19 protein-coding genes are annotated in these 17,527 nt (G+C 43.5%); 7 read left to right on the top strand and 12 right to left on the bottom strand.

Annotated features, from left to right (window positions below; genetic code table 11):
• Positions 1-4: 4 nt before the first annotated feature.
• The 11 genes from C3406_RS17775 to C3406_RS17725 form a co-directional block, all read right to left on the bottom strand.
• A complete protein-coding gene (locus C3406_RS17775; protein ID WP_015063108.1) occupies positions 5-955 on the bottom strand; it encodes a TraV family lipoprotein in 951 nt (316 codons plus the stop codon).
• A gap of 9 nt (positions 956-964) precedes the next feature.
• Positions 965-1,717: a protein-disulfide isomerase HtdT gene (htdT, locus tag C3406_RS17770; protein ID WP_185757620.1), complete on the bottom strand. Its 753-nt coding sequence runs from the start codon at positions 1,715-1,717 to the stop codon at positions 965-967.
• Between the two features lie 105 nt (positions 1,718-1,822).
• Positions 1,823-2,329 (bottom strand): hypothetical protein, encoded by a 507-nt coding sequence (locus C3406_RS17765; RefSeq protein WP_015063106.1) that lies wholly within the window; start codon positions 2,327-2,329, stop codon positions 1,823-1,825.
• Positions 2,330-2,337: 8 nt separating this feature from the next.
• Positions 2,338-3,696: an IncHI-type conjugal transfer protein TrhB gene (gene trhB, locus C3406_RS17760; RefSeq protein WP_022652153.1), complete on the bottom strand. Its 1,359-nt coding sequence runs from the start codon at positions 3,694-3,696 to the stop codon at positions 2,338-2,340.
• A complete protein-coding gene (htdO, locus tag C3406_RS17755; RefSeq protein WP_015063104.1) occupies positions 3,686-4,126 on the bottom strand; it encodes a plasmid transfer protein HtdO in 441 nt (146 codons plus the stop codon). Before htdO ends, trhB begins: the two co-directional genes overlap by 11 nt.
• 1 nt (position 4,127) lies before the next feature.
• Complete coding sequence (locus C3406_RS17750; protein WP_015063103.1) at positions 4,128-5,366, bottom strand: TraK domain-containing protein; 1,239 nt, start codon at positions 5,364-5,366, stop codon at positions 4,128-4,130.
• A 2-nt stretch (positions 5,367-5,368) separates the two neighbouring features.
• A complete protein-coding gene (locus C3406_RS17745; protein WP_022652152.1) occupies positions 5,369-6,154 on the bottom strand; it encodes a TraE/TraK family type IV conjugative transfer system protein in 786 nt (261 codons plus the stop codon).
• An 11-nt stretch (positions 6,155-6,165) separates the two neighbouring features.
• A complete protein-coding gene (locus C3406_RS17740; RefSeq protein ID WP_022652151.1) occupies positions 6,166-6,483 on the bottom strand; it encodes a type IV conjugative transfer system protein TraL in 318 nt (105 codons plus the stop codon).
• Positions 6,484-6,534: 51 nt separating this feature from the next.
• On the bottom strand, positions 6,535-6,888 hold the full coding sequence (locus C3406_RS17735; protein ID WP_015063100.1) for a hypothetical protein: 354 nt from the start codon (positions 6,886-6,888) through the stop codon (positions 6,535-6,537).
• A 289-nt stretch (positions 6,889-7,177) separates the two neighbouring features.
• A complete protein-coding gene (locus C3406_RS26200) occupies positions 7,178-7,363 on the bottom strand; it encodes a hypothetical protein (protein WP_032610388.1) in 186 nt (61 codons plus the stop codon).
• Positions 7,364-8,413: 1,050 nt separating this feature from the next.
• Positions 8,414-9,289, bottom strand: coding sequence for a RepB family plasmid replication initiator protein (locus C3406_RS17725; RefSeq protein ID WP_015063098.1), 876 nt, complete (start codon positions 9,287-9,289; stop codon positions 8,414-8,416).
• A 541-nt stretch (positions 9,290-9,830) separates the two neighbouring features.
• On the opposite strand from C3406_RS17725, the gene C3406_RS17720 reads away from it, so the two are divergent.
• From C3406_RS17720 to C3406_RS17705, 4 genes are all read left to right on the top strand, one after another.
• Entirely contained in the window at positions 9,831-10,904 is a 1,074-nt protein-coding gene (locus C3406_RS17720; protein ID WP_022652149.1) for a hypothetical protein, read from the top strand.
• 17 nt (positions 10,905-10,921) lie between these two features.
• Positions 10,922-11,122, top strand: a complete 201-nt coding sequence (locus tag C3406_RS17715; RefSeq protein ID WP_022652148.1) for a hypothetical protein — start codon at positions 10,922-10,924, stop codon at positions 11,120-11,122.
• Complete coding sequence (locus C3406_RS17710) at positions 11,119-11,838, top strand: DnaJ-like cysteine-rich domain-containing protein (RefSeq protein WP_015063095.1); 720 nt, start codon at positions 11,119-11,121, stop codon at positions 11,836-11,838. The genes C3406_RS17715 and C3406_RS17710 overlap by 4 nt, the downstream gene beginning before the upstream one ends.
• Positions 11,839-12,104: 266 nt before the next feature.
• A complete protein-coding gene (locus C3406_RS17705) occupies positions 12,105-12,926 on the top strand; it encodes a hypothetical protein (protein ID WP_015063094.1) in 822 nt (273 codons plus the stop codon).
• A gap of 14 nt (positions 12,927-12,940) precedes the next feature.
• Here the strand turns inward: C3406_RS17705 and C3406_RS17700 are convergent, their stop codons facing one another.
• Positions 12,941-13,786 carry a DNA adenine methylase gene (locus C3406_RS17700; RefSeq protein WP_015063093.1) on the bottom strand — a complete coding sequence of 282 codons (846 nt, stop codon included), beginning with the start codon at positions 13,784-13,786 and terminating at the stop codon, positions 12,941-12,943.
• A 339-nt stretch (positions 13,787-14,125) separates the two neighbouring features.
• Here C3406_RS17700 and C3406_RS17695 point away from each other — a divergent pair, with 339 nt between their 5' ends.
• The 3 genes from C3406_RS17695 (at position 14,126) to C3406_RS17685 (ending at position 17,413) form a co-directional block, all read left to right on the top strand.
• On the top strand, positions 14,126-15,280 hold the full coding sequence (locus C3406_RS17695; protein ID WP_022652146.1) for a ParB/RepB/Spo0J family partition protein: 1,155 nt from the start codon (positions 14,126-14,128) through the stop codon (positions 15,278-15,280).
• Between the two features lie 265 nt (positions 15,281-15,545).
• On the top strand, positions 15,546-17,222 hold the full coding sequence (locus tag C3406_RS17690; RefSeq protein ID WP_015063091.1) for a DUF4942 domain-containing protein: 1,677 nt from the start codon (positions 15,546-15,548) through the stop codon (positions 17,220-17,222).
• A gap of 14 nt (positions 17,223-17,236) precedes the next feature.
• Positions 17,237-17,413, top strand: a complete 177-nt coding sequence (locus C3406_RS17685) for a hypothetical protein (RefSeq protein ID WP_022652145.1) — start codon at positions 17,237-17,239, stop codon at positions 17,411-17,413.
• Positions 17,414-17,527: the final 114 nt, after the last annotated feature.

Below are 17,527 nucleotides of genomic sequence, written 5' to 3'. Positions count from 1 at the left end.
GACCTCAGAGTTGTCTGATAATACCGTTAGACGAAACTGCTTTCGTTGCTCGCTGTTGCTGTTGCATATTTTCACGAGCGGCATCCTGAACTTGCAAAGGAACTATTCGCGCCGGATTTGATGTCGAATTTTTACCCGCAATCCAAGTTTGGGGTTTGACATTCACATAGACAAAGCCAGGCAGGTTTAAAGCGTCATTATCGTCCGTGTATGGTGCAAAGGTGATTCTCATGACGCGGCCTTGCTGAAGTACAGCAAGCGGTTCTGGAGCTACCACAGCCTGTTTATACCCTTGTGTACGGTATTGCTGGATCTGGCCAGAGCTGAGCGTAGGGTTTACAGGCTGTCCATTATTAACGGAGTAAAGGTCTTTACTAGCACTGATATCGGAATTTGGCGCAACGTAGCGCGGTACAGGTGCCGGAGATACAACCTGTGTTGTTTGCTTCATGACATCAGCAGTCGGATGGATAAAAGGGTTACCGGATGCACCTGTTGAGCTGTAGCTCGTTGTCATCCTTACATTAGAATTAACTGGAACGCCGCTTATCGGCCGTGGCCCGATTGTTGATGTTGGCGCGCCCATTTTTAATGTCTCATCGTACATAACGGGGACTTGGCCAGCAGGTTTAATTTGCGTCGTCTTGTATGTCACAGGCTTATTTACCAAGACGGCAGACTTAGGGTATTGCACAGCGCCAGGCGGCGAAATTTGGGCAGGGTACTGGCTGTCATTGACAGCCGATTTCTCCTTTCCCGAATTAGCTTCTTCCTCCGCAAGGCCGGAAAGATCATCACGGTTATTCGTTAGTTCCATAACTTCACGAGGGCCTTTACAAACGACCCCTTTTTCAATTCCCGGACATTCTGATTCTGAGCTGCCGATAGTACAACCCGCTAGGTATGAAGATGAACCAACAACCAGAGCGCTGAAAATAACTTTTTTAATGTTCATTTCATTACCTTAATTAGTAGCAAATGGGTTTTTGAGTAAGGGTTCGACACTTTGTTTTAACCATGAATCAAAATCTTTCGGTATGCCATTACCGGCAAGTCCGTCTTGTCTCACAACTGAAGGTACGCCCTGTAATTTATAAATACCTGCCAGCATCAGAGATCCTACCAATGGCTCAGCCGGACATGTTTCTGCCTCTTTTTTTGTCAGGAGCCTTTGTTCTATATCGGTCTTATTTCCCATAAGCCAACGCAAGATATCAAGGTCATTCACTTTGCCTTTTTCTTTACTGCACCATAGTTGACGTAATTCTTGCTTTGGCTCACCGGGGGAGGGGATTAAAATGATGTCAACCCGGTATTTTTCTCTTTCGTCATAGAATTTTTTTATTAAATCTTGGCAACCATCACAATCAAGCGTGATAAAAATAGCGGCTTGTCTTTTTAGTTTTGGGTTTCCTAAAGGGATCAATGCCACAGTATCAAGAGGAAAGGGGGCGTCGTCTAAATTAATAAAGTAGGATTTTCGTACATCTTCTACGGATAAGACTGACTTTCTCTGAAGAATGTCCATGACGCTACCACCCGTTATTGTATAACGTCCATCAGTGGTCACAGCCATCAACTGCGAACGTTCATCCTGGAACAGATAAAGACCTCCAGTCGGGATGTAAATAACATCTTTAGGCTTATAGCTTTGCATTTTCGCCAGTACGCCCTCTAAAGGTTTCGTGGACACTCCACCTTCTTTTGCTTTTTCCATTAATGCAGCTGCATCAGTGTTGTTTAATACATTTTCAGCAGCATTTGTAAGGGGTGGACACACTGTGATCATAGAGACCAGCAGAGATAAAAGTAACTTTTTCAATTATCGTATCTCACTTTCTTTTGTTTCGCCTTGTAGAGATTGTACCTCACCAAAACTTCCACCAAGGTCGATATAAGAGACTATTTGAACATTATCTGGAATTGTTACTGCTAATGATGCATCAATAACCAAATAGCCACGAGAACGGTAAACTTTCATTAATGCTTTAAAGTAATTTTCAAAGTTGTTTTTAGACTGTACCAAATCCGGCTCAGGATTCTGCTTATTAAATTCTTTCCTTAAAGTTTGCATATCAAGTACTGCAATTTGGTAGGACGGATTCGACATTGCTTTGACGCTTTCATAAACAAAACTCGCCCCCTTGTATCCATAGATCACGAAAAGCACAGCTAGGCCAGCTAGCATCAAATACTTGAGGGTTTTCTCGATATCTATTTCCAAAGTTACTTTTTTGGTTGTACGTATACCCCCAACAGGTTTAGCCGCCTCAAGCTTCACGTTTTCAGCAGAATCACTTTTTGTTCCTGGTTCAATGTTATTTTCCATAATTAACCTCAGCGACTCGTCAGGTTTGTAGGTATTGTTGCGCCTGATTGAACGATAAACGTAATTGGGCGCCCTGGGCTAACTTCGACTATTGGCCACTGCTGCTCAGCAATTGATGTGTAGTAGTCCACAAGACGGTTTAGACCGCCCTGAGCTGCTCCGGCTCCGGCCAACGCTCCTAATGCCCCGATGTTCGGCGATTGGTATTCAGCCGTTGAGTTAGGATCGATATTTAACGAAGACACCTTAGATGGGCTCAGACTACCAGCCAGTGCTGACAGGCCTCCTGCAAAAGCAGAACCTGCGATCGCATTTCCATTTCTACTTATCAGATTTCCACGAATACCATTTTTCCCGTCATTTTCACTAACTGCGTATGCTTCCAGTTTGACGTCGAAAGCTTTTCCTTTCGAGTTCACACAAGATATTGATGTTGCCCGAATGTATGCTCGCTGTGACGCCAGATCACCCACAGCTGAACCCAACAAATTACAATCCCGCAAATCCATCGTGAAATTGTTTGGCATGATGATGTCTTTTTTAATACGCATAGTGACTGGCATGGGTTCAGCTTTAGACGACAGACTCGTTGGGGCTTCCAGACCATTAATTAGCACCCCTGTGATAATTGACGTCGCTGGGAGAAACATTTCGTCTTTACGTGCCGCATGCCGAGCTTTACTGTCTACAGGAGCGGTCCCGTCGCCGCGAATAGTTCGTGTCGGGGCTTTGTCACCGCCAGCAACGACCTCACGCCCCTCTCTTATCCGGCTTTCGGATATCGGCATAACCTGAATGACACCATCAGAACCATTTGTCTTAATTGAACTCTGCGTGATAGTCCGCATTGGGCTATTTCGGGTCGGTGTGATCGGAGCGTATCCGGAACTAGCCCCATTCACCGCAGCATTTGGATTTAGCTGGTATGGCGTTGCTGGGGCCTGCTCATTGACGTTTTTGCGTGACCCACCTGCGTCGAGATTACGATTACCGTTTCGTGAGGTCTGCATGTCAGTCAACTGCGTCGAGAGCTGCTGGACTTGTGAAGCAAGGTTGGCAATCTGTACTTTGCTTTCTTGCTGGGCCTTTTCAGCTTTATCACGATCTGCCTTTGCCGCATTCTGATCAATGCGGTTCTGCCTGACCATTTCGTTATAAGTCTTCTGGCTTTCCTCGTTACTCAGCTTAGTCATTTGTGAATCATCAATCAGGAACCCAGTTTGCATATCTTTTTTCTGGGTTTTCTTCTCTTTTTTAACCGGAGTGGAAAAAATTGATTGACTAATAACGATAATCAATACAATCAACGCAGCACCAATTACTGAGATTCTGACAGTTTTATTTTCCCAGGCATTTTTAATGTCCATTATTAACTCCACTCTTTGGTTGCTGGAAGCGCTTAACTTTCAAATTTCGTTCGTTTTCTGTCATCTGAGGCACGATATAAGGTTCACCCGCCCTGGGCCATTTATCTTTAAAATTCAATCCTGAATTATCGGATTCAACAGGGGCAAAATCCTTACCATTATTAAGCGAACCAACTTCTTTAATTTCCTTAACTCCGCGCCGACTTTCAAACTCGGTTGAGCTTCCAACGAATTTTTGCGCAAGGGTAGGGTCGCTTATAATTATCGTATGTTCTTCAAACGCATCGTCAACTGTCTCACCCGGTCGGTGGTCATCGGGAACTATATTCACTGTTCCTTTTGGAATGTACTCAGTTTGGTAGTAATAACTGGTACCCAAAAAAACGACTAGTCCAAATGAGACCCCTGTAAGAAAAGTAGCTTTTCTCATTTTATCTTTTAATCAGGCTTGGTCGTGTGGTTACACGAGTCTGGCGCTCTTTAAATAATTTATCCCGCACAATGTAAAGCTCGGTTTCCTCTCCAGGCTGAAGAAATGCTTTATCGAACAAAGCACTTGCAATTACTCCTTCAGTTATACATTGCTGATCAGCGACAACTTGTCCGTAAGGCTTGTCATTTTTAACAAGAATGACATCTATCAATTCCCTAGATCCCACAAGTCTTTGCCCTAACTTTGAATACATATTGAAATTACACGGGGACTGCTCTGAGCTCGGTATACGTGACAAGCGGTCTTCTTGTAAACTAAAACCAGAAGGAACCTCACCTAGCGCAACCGGAGTCAGTAAATCAATGATCCGCTGTTTATGGTCATCCTGACGAGGGTCAGATGGTGCCAACTCTTCTGACTGGGATCGTGCCAGCATCTCATCATAATTATGTTTATCCAAAGATGTCTCACGTTTCGCCTGCATTGTCGGGCTCAAAGAAGTTGTGACCGAAATCATTGCACCAGGAACATCCAGTGGAACCAGTGTCAGGTTATAAGTCGATTCAGGCACTGAATCTTCTGAAAGCATTATTCCAATTGGCTTATCCGTGTTTGTTGAAATAAATACATCGCCGCCGTTAACGAAAATACTGGCTTCATCACCTGGCGTTGAAGTACTTACAGATGCGTTTTTAAATGAAGTTGAAATTCTGTTTTGCAGACCCCGTGAAACTGGCAGTACAATATTCCCACCCGGTGGGACGTTTACTCGCTGCACTTCTTTGTAGCGATTACGAGCCTCTACATATAACTCATCTGCTTTTGAAGGGGCCCCGGTGCTTTGTGCATTTTGTTGAGGCTCTTTCCCTGCCGGTCTTCCGTAACTATCAAAATTTCCGGATTTAACCTGTTGCTGATAACCGACAAGCGTAGGGTTTTTTGACAATGCGCCAGTTATCTCATTGACAGCTGGGGAGGCACTACTTGCAGGTGAAAGACTTGGTAGTTCAGTGGTCGGTTTTGTTGCTTGTGACGTCTCAGGCGCGGGGCCGGTGCCAGATTCTTTAATAATCGCATTTTTCACACCATTCTGAAATTCATCTGCCCCGACAGGCATAACAACCGGGTTATTTACTGTCGCCGGTAACTGATAGTCTTCAGCAAAGACTACATTCGAAGTTGCCAGCAAGATCATTGCTGTAATCGCGTGACAGCGAAAGCCCTTTTTAGAAGTCATAATTAGTTACCTGTAGACGGCGGGGGATTATCGAGTGTTGCCAGTTGTTCTTTGCCGTTGATTGTAATTTTCTTAATATTTGGTGTACCAGAATACTGATTTACATAGGCTATGCGTGGTCGTCCGTTTTTCATACCCAGCACCCATTCAAACGTCCATTTTGATGATTCTGTTTTGTCCGGAACATTAATCAAACGCGTTGATTTCGTTCCCCAGACATAGACCATGTCATTTTTGGTGTCATAATACATATCGATCGGTTTAAATGACTGTTCAACACCACGAGCTTGCATAATATTGGTCTGCTGCTGTAATGACTCACGGGTTTTCGCCTGTAAATCCGGAGAAAGCGCATCCAATATGGTTGTTGTTACAAAGCCTATGTTTGTTGGGTTTATGTTCCCAATTAAAGTACTGAAGAATAAGGCCCATTGAGTTTTATATGACTCTGAGGCTTTATTTCCCACAACTTTAACTTCTTCCGTCATATTAGGCGGAAGCACAATAGTCACAGGATCGGTAAGAAATTGATTTTTTACCACTAAAACTGCGATGACTAATATAGCAATTGAATTCACACGTAAGAGTTTTTCGTCACGTTTAATCAATGCACTATAAGTAATTCCAATTTCAGAAGCTTCAATCTCTTTACTAAAGCGAGCTTTAGAATCCCGAAAGCGTCCTTTTGAGTCTTCGCCTCCATTTTGCGAAGTCTCGTCCTTTTTATCAAAATCGCCATTACTGGCACTTTTAATGAATGGAATTTTAAGCTTGCTGAGAAGTTTCATTCTTAGCTCCATCAAGAATAGAGGTTTCTGATAAATGGATCGGTAAAGTAACGACTACTAAACACTGATTTCCCTGGAAACAAGCCGAACCACCACAGTTTGTGTTTGAGTTTTCCTCTAACTCCTTCTTCAGCTGCTTTTTTATATGCAAACCAAAACACAACCGCAACAACTACAGAAGTTATAAAGAAATCAAAAATATTACCACTCGCGATAGTCACGAATGTTATACCCAATTGCTTTGCATCCCAGAATAGAATCAACAAAGGCATATTAATTCTGTAAGGGAAACGATAGGTATGTGGAGGTACCTCGTACTGACTTGTCATAAAAACTCCAGAGAGGGGGAATATCCCCCTCATCGTTATTGTTCTAACAAATCACAGCGGGATACCAGCATCCAGGAACGTGCTGATAATTTTTTCACCGTTTGCCATAATCAGCATCATTAATGCTGAAACCAGCGCCAAACCAAGGTTAGGTTTTACAACGCCGAAATAAGCTACGGAGAACAACATGCCGCAAGCGATGATTTTACCCGGCGCACCAGTTAATGCTTCGCTCATGTAGGCCCAGATATCGCCGAAGGCTCCGTCGTCGGAACCCGCGTACGCTAAACCGCAACTTGCTAAAAACAGGAGAATAAACAAAGGCACTTTTGCATGTTTAGACTTCAGAAATGCAAAAGCGTTAGTTTGTTCTCTTTCAACGTTAGTATTCAATGTCAGTTCCATAATTACTCCGTGTTGATTTGAGTTCACGTAAACGCATTTGCATAATACTTTTTATTTTTCTTTCATTTTTCTGTTAACCACCCTTTTTTTCCCTTAATTGCGCCTGGTGTTTTTTTAGCCTATGAATGTCACATGTGAATACCGTGTGTATATCGGATTGAAGAAGGTGAGGCAGGTTATTTTTTCTTTATAGGGAAGAAGTTCATCGTCTATCTCTTCACCATTTTTGTGATAACCATCCAGTCCGATATTTGAGAAAGCTCTGTGTAAGGATGTCATTCTAAAAAAGTCACTTTTCCCATTGATACAAGTGCTTTTCAGCCACATCCTGTGTGTCGCCCCATTCATGCAAATGCTTTTCAAACAATGCGCCTTTTCCAGCCTCATTCATGCAAATGCCTTTGTAGCAAAGACACATATCCGAAACCCATTCATGCAAATGCTTTTCGACCAAAGGAACCTTTTCCGGGCTCATTCATGCAGTTGCTTTTCGACCAAGGGCAACTTTTACTATTCCATTCATGTAAATGCTTTTTGGTGAAATTCAGCTATCGAATCCCATTAAGAGAGGTACTTTCAGTCCAAAGGCACCTTTTCAGGTCGATTCATCCAAATGCTTTCCGGTCAAAGACACCGTTACGGCGCCATTCATGCAAATGCCTGTCAACCAAAAGCACCTTTTACTATCCCATTCATGCAAATGCTTTTCGACCAATGCCCCGTTTGCTGCACCATTCATGCAAATGCTTTTCGACCAATGCCACCGTTTGCGGCCCCATTCATGCAAATGCTTTCAGCTAAAGGCACCTTTTTACTGTCCCATTCATGCAAATGCTTTTCAGCTAAAGGCATCTTCCCGCCTCATTCATGCCAGGGGTTTCCAACGTAGGCACCTTACACAAACTCATTCAAGCAAATGCTTTTATACAAAAGGCACTTTTCTGTCGCCATTGAAGCAAGTGCTTTTCACAAAGGTCACTTTTCTCCCCCCATTGAAGCAAATGCTTTTCACCACCACTATGGGATTTTTAAACGATTTGCTTTTATTTTCATGAGGTTATGTTTACTTATGGGACCTCTGTTTTGAACTGGATATTTATCAAAACGCCTCTGTTCTAATCATGTCCCAGACAATTACAGGCTTTAATTTTCTGTGCAAATCTCAGTGTGACATGAGAAGGACAGGGATTTTTCACGTATAGCCACTATGCACAAACGTTGATGGGTAGTTTTATCTAAAGGCATCTGGATGAATGACTTCTGATTAAATCATTCAAAATCAATTGCTTAGTATTCGTTATCTAACTCAGTGAAAATTAGTTAAATAAAGCATTCGATCGAATGCTCAAAATTCCCAGGGTGCTTAAGCAAAAGTAAGAAAGGAAGCAGGGAAGCAGGGAAGCAGGGAAGCAGGGAAGCAGGGAAGGGTATTCATATCAGCAGAGGCGTCCAAAAAAGCATTTGGATGAATGCCCGTACGCCTCATTACATCCAAAGTTACTTTTCTGCGAACTGAACCAGAGGATCAGCTTTGTTTTGCCAGAGCAAGCTTTGGACTTCTCTTAAAAATCTGGAACTGAATATCTCTACCTTTCTTAACCTCTTGATATTCAAGGTATCCTATTGATTTTAACTCCAGCATAGCCTTTCTGATGATCTGGTTTTGAGTACGTACTGGAGTCGTCAAAAGAAGCCGCTCACGCAAACGCTTCATGTTAACGAATAACGTTCCGGCAGGCATTGCCTCAAAATAGATGTACAGGCTCTGTGCAGCTTCTTTTTTGGCGAGAACCGACAGTACCTGTAAGCTTAATAGGGTTTTATGATCATACCGGTAAAGCTCCCACATCGAGGGATCACCCACGAGCTCTACTGTGTCCTTCTTAGGGTCAATCATAGCTTTCTGCACAAGGTGTGTGACAGTGAAGCGTTCAGTTTTAGAATCACGGAAAGAAATAACAACGGACGCGAGGTTTGCCAGCGCTTCCTGAAATCGTGAACGGGTTCGCTTGTTGATATTTGTAGAACTGATACCACACATTTTTGCAAACTCATTGAACGACAATGTTATTTTCTCGGAGGCGAATCCATATTTACTGAACGCCATAATGCACCCAAGCCAACACTTGAAGTCCGTGGACATCGAAAGCTTAAGGCCAGTGATCCGGATGTCATCGTATCCTTCTGACCGGGCCAGTTCCATGCTCGACAACTCATCAGAAGCATCAACCTCAAAATTTCTGAATCGCTTCTCTTTAGTTCCCACCGGGGTAAAAACACTTAAGCGCAGTAAAGCAATGGGTTGGACCGATTTCGAAGAGTTTGGACTCAGTTGATAAGTCCTCCCTGTATCCGTGTTGGTCACATCAAACGGATGTGCTAACTCATTGTTATCACTCATTTAAACTTACCCACCATGTTTTTCCCTTTCTACATTTAGCTGTGAATAGATTATTCGTCCAAATGCTTTTCACGCATTAAACTAAATGCCTTTTCAATTCAAGTAAATGCTTTTCTTATTCGATCAAATGCTTTTCGCATGCACCTGAATGCCGGATCATTGCTATTTCTTTTAAAAATCATCACGTTACAATGGTCGTGATCTTTATTGTTCTCTATTGATCTCTATTGATCTAAAGAATTGATCTATCTTGTGGAAAACGGGGATAAATTCCCTCTGAGAAAGAGCTCTGGCCCTACAAATTTAGGATTGGATACAAACCCTGTATAGAATGCAGCCGGGAAAAATATCAGTTAGCATGAAGTTATTAAGAAAGATAAATTCAAACTATTCAGATTTTCTTTTTAATTTAATTTTTAAAACAGCCTATTTTTGAATTAGTAAGATACCTAACCACTAAAAGAAATTTTGTTTTTTATGCCTTCAGAGTTGTTTGAATCTGAGAGCATTAATGTATCATGTAATAAAAAAAGGTGCTTATATGAATCATTGCGACTATCAGATTATTGAAATCAGCCCAAAAGATCTTATTATCGAGCCTGGATTTAATCCACGGGAAGCGGTAATCGGTGATCTTTGTTACGAACAGGAGCCAGTAAAATCGGCAATTATTTCTCTCAAGCAAGCCTATAAAGAGGGGCGACGTGTTGATTTAATTAAGGTAGTAAAGAAGGACTCCAAGTACGTTGTCCGGCAAGGGCATTGTCGTTACAGAGCATTATTGCTTGCTCTCGCGGAAGGAGCTGACATCCAGCTCTTTTCAGTCGTACTTATGCACTACAAGGATAAAATCGAAGAATACCTAGAGAACCTTGATGGGAACAGGAATAACAGTCTCAATCCCGTTGCACTAGCTTACGCACTCGCAGAGACCCTGAAGCTTGGCTCTACCGTTGAATCCCTTGCTATGCGCTATCAGCGGTCTGGCACAGCGATTCGCAATCAGCTTAAAATCCTTGATATGCCTTTAGAACTGCAACGTTTAATCAGCCTAAACCTTATTAAAAAAACACTCGCGATTGAAATCATGTTGAAGTATTCCAATGATCATGCAAAAGTCCTTGCACACTTGGAGTCCTGTTCTTTTTTAGTGCCATCTTCTGGCGTACTTGATTTATCGAAACCAACAACCGTTGAAACAGCAACAAACAGTGAGCCACTCGAAGAACAGGAAAAACCTCCTGTACATATTAACCCTAAAGACATTAAAACAAAGTCTATCACTCGCAGTTCGTTAGGTATTAAACGTCTTTCACATAAAAAAACTGAACGGTTAAAAAATGAATTTATTGGTTTGATTGATAATGTAGGGTCAACAATGTCAGACAATAATAAACTGACAGAATTAATTTTAGACGGACAGCATTCTAATTTATTTATGAACGTCAGTAACACTTTAATCACAAAAACAAATGAAAGTGTAAAGATCACTTTAGATGAAGCAAAACTTCAACTTGTATTAAGTCTTCTAAATGATGAAAATACTGCAATCATCATTCCAAAATCTAAGGTTACAGAACTGAACGAAATTCGTGACCTTTTGACAAATGAGTAGATAGCTGAGGATAATTTATGGACAAGATTGTACATTTTACCGTCATTAATACTTTTAACGATTTACTTATTGCGAAAGCCTCGCTCGACCGTAACATTGTTGAGATCAACGCTGGTAAGCGCTTTGATCATTTTGAAGAAGGACATGATCAGTATGTACAGAAAGTGACTGACGCTTTACTTATCGTGGAGGGACGTCTGGAGAACCTTAAAAAATGAAACATTCAATTTTTTTTACTCACGATGGTTATTTATTGCCAGCGGTCGTAAAGCCTTTCCACGGTAACGATGGGCACTATTATGCCATGATCACACGTGAATGCTTTGCCTGCGGAGGGACAGGAGAAATCGCAAACGCCGTCTGCGTGACATGTAATGGAAGCAAAACGTCACCGGCCACAGAGGAAAAACTGGTACTGAAAGAGGGCATCGAATTTCTTGAAACTATCCCGGAATTTCGCTGCAATCCCGATCTAGACGCTTGGAAACGTAGGCACAGCGGGCACCTGGCATTGTTACAAGCCGATAATTCTAAGTTTGCAGTAAGCATTTCACAGCAGTTAAACAACAATCTCTTTTTAACAGTTCGTCAGTTAGAATCTTTCTACTCAACTTACCAACCCGTTTCTAAAGATTTGCCAGAAAACGCTGATGTACCTGTTGAGCATTCTTTCAGCATTGGTGATGTAGTGAGTATTGATATCATTTTTACAGAAGTGCGAGCTGCTTTTTCAAAAGGCTCCCACAGCTACTTTTTTACTTTTACAGGCAAAAAGCAGAATGATGGATTCGCATTAACAGGTAATGTGCAGGATCATGTTTTATTGGGGCATAGCTATCATCTTTCCGGAAGGGTGAGAAAGATCCACTATTTTGACTCTGTGCCCTACGCATTACTGACGGTGTTTAAATTAACCACAAAGCCTAGTGCGTAGTGAACAGAACTCCCAAATACAGGGTGTTTATTCATTAGCCACAGGCTTTCTGCACTGTCGTGCCGACTCACTCACGTCAAATTTGTTGCTCACGCATCGGGTTTTTACCCGGTTTTAAACTCCGAAAAATATGCCTATTTCTTTAAATTCAACACCCGTTATTAACTAATCTTTTAAATTAAAAATGATAATCTTATTAATTATATATTTAATTTTATTCTCCTTAACATTCAGGTTAAGGCGATTTTGTTAAAACGGAGTGATGTATGCAAAATGATCTTGGACTTGGGTTCATCTGCAAGTCAGCAAGAGCGTCAGCAAAAATTATATCCCGGAAAGTTACTTTTCCGCTAAATGGCTCGAGTACTACAAAACTTACCCTAACGGGACTACAGTGTCATCCATCCTGCCGGTTTCCGTTTTACCAGCTGTCTATGCTAATCCACAACCAGCTCGCTGATCATGCCGCCAACGTTGTCGATGAAAATGCTCCGTTCACTGTATCCATTAACATACATGAATGGCTGAGTCGTGCCAGAGTGGCATTTATTGATTATCACGGTCTGCGTAATACCGATAAAACAGCAATGATCACATTGGATCATCTGGAAGAATTACTTACTCACTTGTCGACTACATTGGCCGTATATATCCCGTATTCAAAGAAGCGCCTGAACTTTAGCTTTCTGACGTCCTTTACACTGATCAAAACATCACAGTCTTATACTTTGATGTTCCCTGGTGTGCTGCGGCCGATCTTGGTGTTACTTGGGGGGTTAATTCAGGAATTTATGACCGAGAAGTTATTGAAGAGACGTAATACCCAACTTGTCATTTTTGAATATTTGCGAAAGTCTCGGCGCCATTCCCATAAAATTACCGATATTGCTAACGCTCTTCAGTTGCAGACGGTGAACGTACGAATCATGCATGTTCTTACCCAACTTGCAGATCTGGGGCTTATATCGTTTATTTGTGAAGGTAAGAGAGGGGAGCGGTCCATCGAAGAGCTTCAGTTTATTCCTTATGCCAGTCGGGACCATTCCGAAGTTTTGAGCTTTGAGGAATGGATAAGCCCGATCGACTAACCACTGACTGTCACTTAACGAAGGACAGCCAGGATCTCTTTTTCCTTTTTTCGCGATTTTGATTGACTGCCGACAGAACGGTAAGCATTGAGAGTATGAATTTCAAAACCGCGTTCTTCATAGAGCTCCAGCGTAAAGGGAGTCAAGCTGTTGGATATGGCCACTGAAGCCCCTTTACGATGAGCTGCCACCAGCATATCCGCCAGTTTAACATGTGCGCTCTTATTGAACGGTATGCCGTCATAACTGACAAAGCTGGTTTTGCTGATTTTATCATAAGGCGGATCGCAATAAATTTGGTCACAACCACCAGCACTCTCCAACGTCAGACCAAAATCTGCGGTTGTCAGCTCAACGCCAGAAAGTCTGAATGAGAGATAATCGACTTTCTGGGGGTCCAGAGTTAACTTGGATCGATTCCCCCACGGAACTGAGTACTTACGTTTCAGATTGTAACGACACAGGCCGTTATATCCGAGTCGGTTCATTGCGTAGAAAAGGACTGCTCGTTGCAGCGGGGCATCATCCAAACTGGTGCTGTTAAACGTGTTCCTCAGCTTTAAGTAATCCTCTTTATCAAATTCCCTTTCCGCCAGAAGATTCACTTCTCTGATGAATGCCGATTTATTCCGCTGGATGTTGCGGTACAGATTGATTAGATCCGGATTACTGTCTGCCAAGAGTGCATCGGTGGCAAACATGTTAAGGAACACAGCGCCCCCGCCGATAAATGGTTCGACCCACCGACGGCTCTGATCATGTGGGAAATGCTGACTGATGAATGGCATCAGTTTGGTTTTACCCCCCGCCCATTTGATGATTGGTGTATGTTTTCGCAACGCGTATTCTCCTTTAAGCATTATCGGTATGTCACCCTTATGGTACCGAAAGCCGGATTACAACCAACAAGGTTTAAGCAGGGAAAATCGCGGGTGTTGTGAAAGAAATTTTCATTCCGACACATTTTTTTATTTTTTTTCACTTTTTGGCAAAAAAGTTAACTACCTTCTTAGCTCGCATAAACATTTGTTTTTAATTGTTTATTTAATCTTTTAGGTCTGAGCATCAGAACGTTTTGCTTCGCGAAATTCGGAATAAACCCCAAAAGTACCTTTTTAACGAAAAAGTGAGATTTTTTTTTCCGGTAGTATTCACGCACAGATGAAAGGTATGGCAAAAAAGAATACAACGGAGTATCTATGAGTGATCTGATGACTGATTCCCAGCAAACTAACTCACGGGTCTTTAAATCACCCCTCGTGTCATTTTCAACAGTGACAGGTTCCGGCCGATTCGTCAGTGGCATGAAGCAGTTCCGCGACGCGAACCCTGACCTTTGTAATGAAGTCACTGAACAAAAAGCTTGGGCTATCAACCCTTCAGTGGTTCAAATCTCGCCAGGCTTCAACTCCCGTGAGATGGGGATGGGGGAGGCATATTACCAGCTGCCGGAAGTCGTAGATCATCTCAATAACATCAAGTGTGCATTCATCCGGGGTGATTACGTTGACCCTATACGCGTTCTGATCAAAGACGGTATTCCGTACGTTTGCCAGGGCCATTGCCGTTTAAAAGCGGCTTTAATGGCTCAGGCAGAAGGACATACTGACCTCACCATTCTTTGCATCGAGATGAAAGCCGATGAGATCAGCTGCGAACTGACGACAATTGACGGGAACCGTGGTCTGGCTCTTTCTCCAGTGGCACTGGGTGAATCCTACAGACGTCTTCAGGCGCTGGGCGGATGGTCGCTTGATCGTATTGCCGAACGTGAGGGCAAGAGTAGTACAACCATTGCTGCTCTCATTCGTCTGACCGGATGCTCTGTCTACATCAAAAAATTAATCCATGCCGATGCTATTTCCTATGTTGCAGTCCTATCCCTTATTGATGAGTTCGGTGAAACGGAAGCCATCTCTCGTATCGAAAAAATGATCGCCGAGCTTGAGAAAGCTGATTCAAGCGGTATCAAGATTAAGAAGACGCCACGTGGCAGTATTCGTGTTGTCCCTTCCGATTTTAAACCGGCACGTGTTCCACCTGTTCTCGCCACAAAAGCCGTAGAAGGGGTCAAACTCATCACTACGAGTTTGTTGCAGAAACTCGGTGATATCCAACTTCCCGAAGTGACCGACTCCAGCGAAGATGAAGAAATTTCCTTTACGTTGAACCGAAGCATGCTGGAGATGCTCAAGAACCTGCAAAGTGAGATCACTGAAGCAGAAAACAAGCAGCTTCGCCGGGTCGAAAATCGGCAAGCTCGATTGAAAGGGGAGAAAGTGACTTACAAATCCGCGAAAAACACAAATACTGGCGGAGAACCACAATCTGAAGCACCACCAGCACAGGCTTGAATTAAGCATTTCAACTTATGAGTAGCACATAATTAGAAGTACGATATTCAAGAACGAGCCACCCAGGCTCTCGCCCATTGCCCCTACTAAGTAGGGGCTTTTTTTTGTCCTGTCTCCGGCACGCTTTCTCTTCATTAAAACGACATCTGTCTGTCCTACCTCCCGCAGCGCAACTTTCGAGATTTTTATGTCGCCCAACCTATTAGCTTTTTGAACGAGGTTGATATCCTGGTAATAGATAATTCCTACATAAAGGACTGATACTATGTCTGCTGTTGAATCTAATTTCCCCCAAATTGGCGCCCCAGGGAACTCTCTGGTCGCTTGTATGCCCCTAACTGGCCTCAGTGTTAACGAGGATAACTTTCTGCCCGAAATGCGGGAAGAGCTTGGCATCATTGCCAGCCAGGTCGAATCCTATAACGAAGAGCTTAGTTTACTGAGGTCCATGTCCACTCAGTTTATGAAATACGGAAATCAGAAGCTCTATTCCTACCTCTCGGGCTATAACCATCTCATTTCAGAAACAGATGCCCTGTACGCAGAAAATGCACTTCGTTCTGAGTACTGGAAGCGGGTAATGGCCCTTACCGATGTGCTGTCCGTGATGTCTGACGAAAAAAAGAACGAATGGGACAAGCAATTTACTGCTGACCGGTATCACCGGCCTCCGCAAGAGATCCCTGAGTTTACACTCGACGCAGTAGTTGCCACGGTTGTCACATTGCTCAATGACCGGCATCAGTTCATTAAAGAGCGCGTCTATGCCGTTTTTCAATCATTAAGCCGTCACCACAAAACCAATAAAGCTTTTGGTTTCTCAACCCGCATGATCACCGTCGGTGTCTGTGAAGGGGTGAAAGACAAGTGGGTAAAACTTAAAGTTGAATTCAAAGAATCAGGACTCATGCCACTGTCGGAACTGCGGGTGATCTGTTCTTATTTCCGGGGAGAAACAGTTAAACCGGTCTATGACACGAAAAAAATGGTTGAGAATATGGTTGGTCATGCTGGGTTCAGAAATTGGATCAGCCTGGATGGCAACAGTATTCGTTTTCGGGTTTACAAGAATGGTTCGATGCACATTGATGTACATCCTGATATTGCAGAACGGCTTAACAACATTCTTGCTGCCATTGTCCCTCTGGCGCTGCCTACTGAACGCTTAGCCCATTACAAAGCCACGTTGCAGGAGTTCCCGGCACTGAAACGCTGCATCGATTTTCATTCACGGATGCAGCTCGCAGAGCTGGAATTCACTCGGAATGAAAAGGAATGGTCCAGCTGGACATCGCTCGGTTATGCCGGTGAGTTCGCTGATAAAACGCGGCAGGTGAACGCGGAGGTTCTGCGGTTCCTCGGTGCCCGGATTACTAGCTACCATGTGACATTTGATTATGACCCGACCGAAGTGATGCGCTTCATCGGTCATATGGGTGCCATGCCCGATATTGTATCCCACCAGTTTTACCCTTCATCGCTGCGACTCAGTGAATACGTCGCATCCATTATTGCGACCGGGGAGGGGGAGCGACTGCTAGAGCCAAGCATCGGGCACGGGGATTTGCTGCAATGTTTTCCTAAGAGCGTCAACGTTACCGGCATCGAACTGGATACACTAAATTGTCTGGTCTCCCGAGCTAAAGGTTACGATACAACGGAGGCCGATTTTCTGGCATGGTCAGCAGCGAACCCAAATCAGAAATTCGACTGCGTGGTGATGAACCCACCTTTTGCTGACAACCGGGCTAAACTCCATCTACTGGCCGCTGCGTCTCATCTCGTTTCCGGCGGGCGTTTAGCGGCCGTCCTGCCGCTATCCCTTCAGGGGATCGATAACCTGCTGGGCGAGGGATACCGTGCTGAATGGATGGACACCTTCGATAACGAGTTTGACAACACTGCCGTCTCCGTCCGTGTTCTGTATGTAGAATGCCTTTAACTGAAGGAAAGACCATGTCTGAAATCTCACCTGGCCTGCCAGAGGACCAAAATGATGTTGAATTTATGATGGATGATTTCCAGCAGAGCCTGGGGAAAAGTAAACCGGTACATGAAGTGCAATTTCTGGGAGAGTCACCGCAAAGTGAAGACTCCGCCAACGCTGCCGATTCGCCCTGGTTTGAAAACTAACCTGTTAAAGGAGTTGGTACAGATTGCTCCCTTTATGGGCTCCCTACAAGATAGCGGGGAGCCCGAGCAGTGGTTATTACTCAGGATGAGATAAACTGTGATTAATAGTGCATG

Origin of the sequence: Leclercia sp. LSNIH8 (assembly GCF_002920195.1) — a bacterium.
Lineage (GTDB): Bacteria > Pseudomonadota > Gammaproteobacteria > Enterobacterales > Enterobacteriaceae > Enterobacter.
This window is presented reverse-complemented; position numbering and strand designations above follow the sequence as displayed.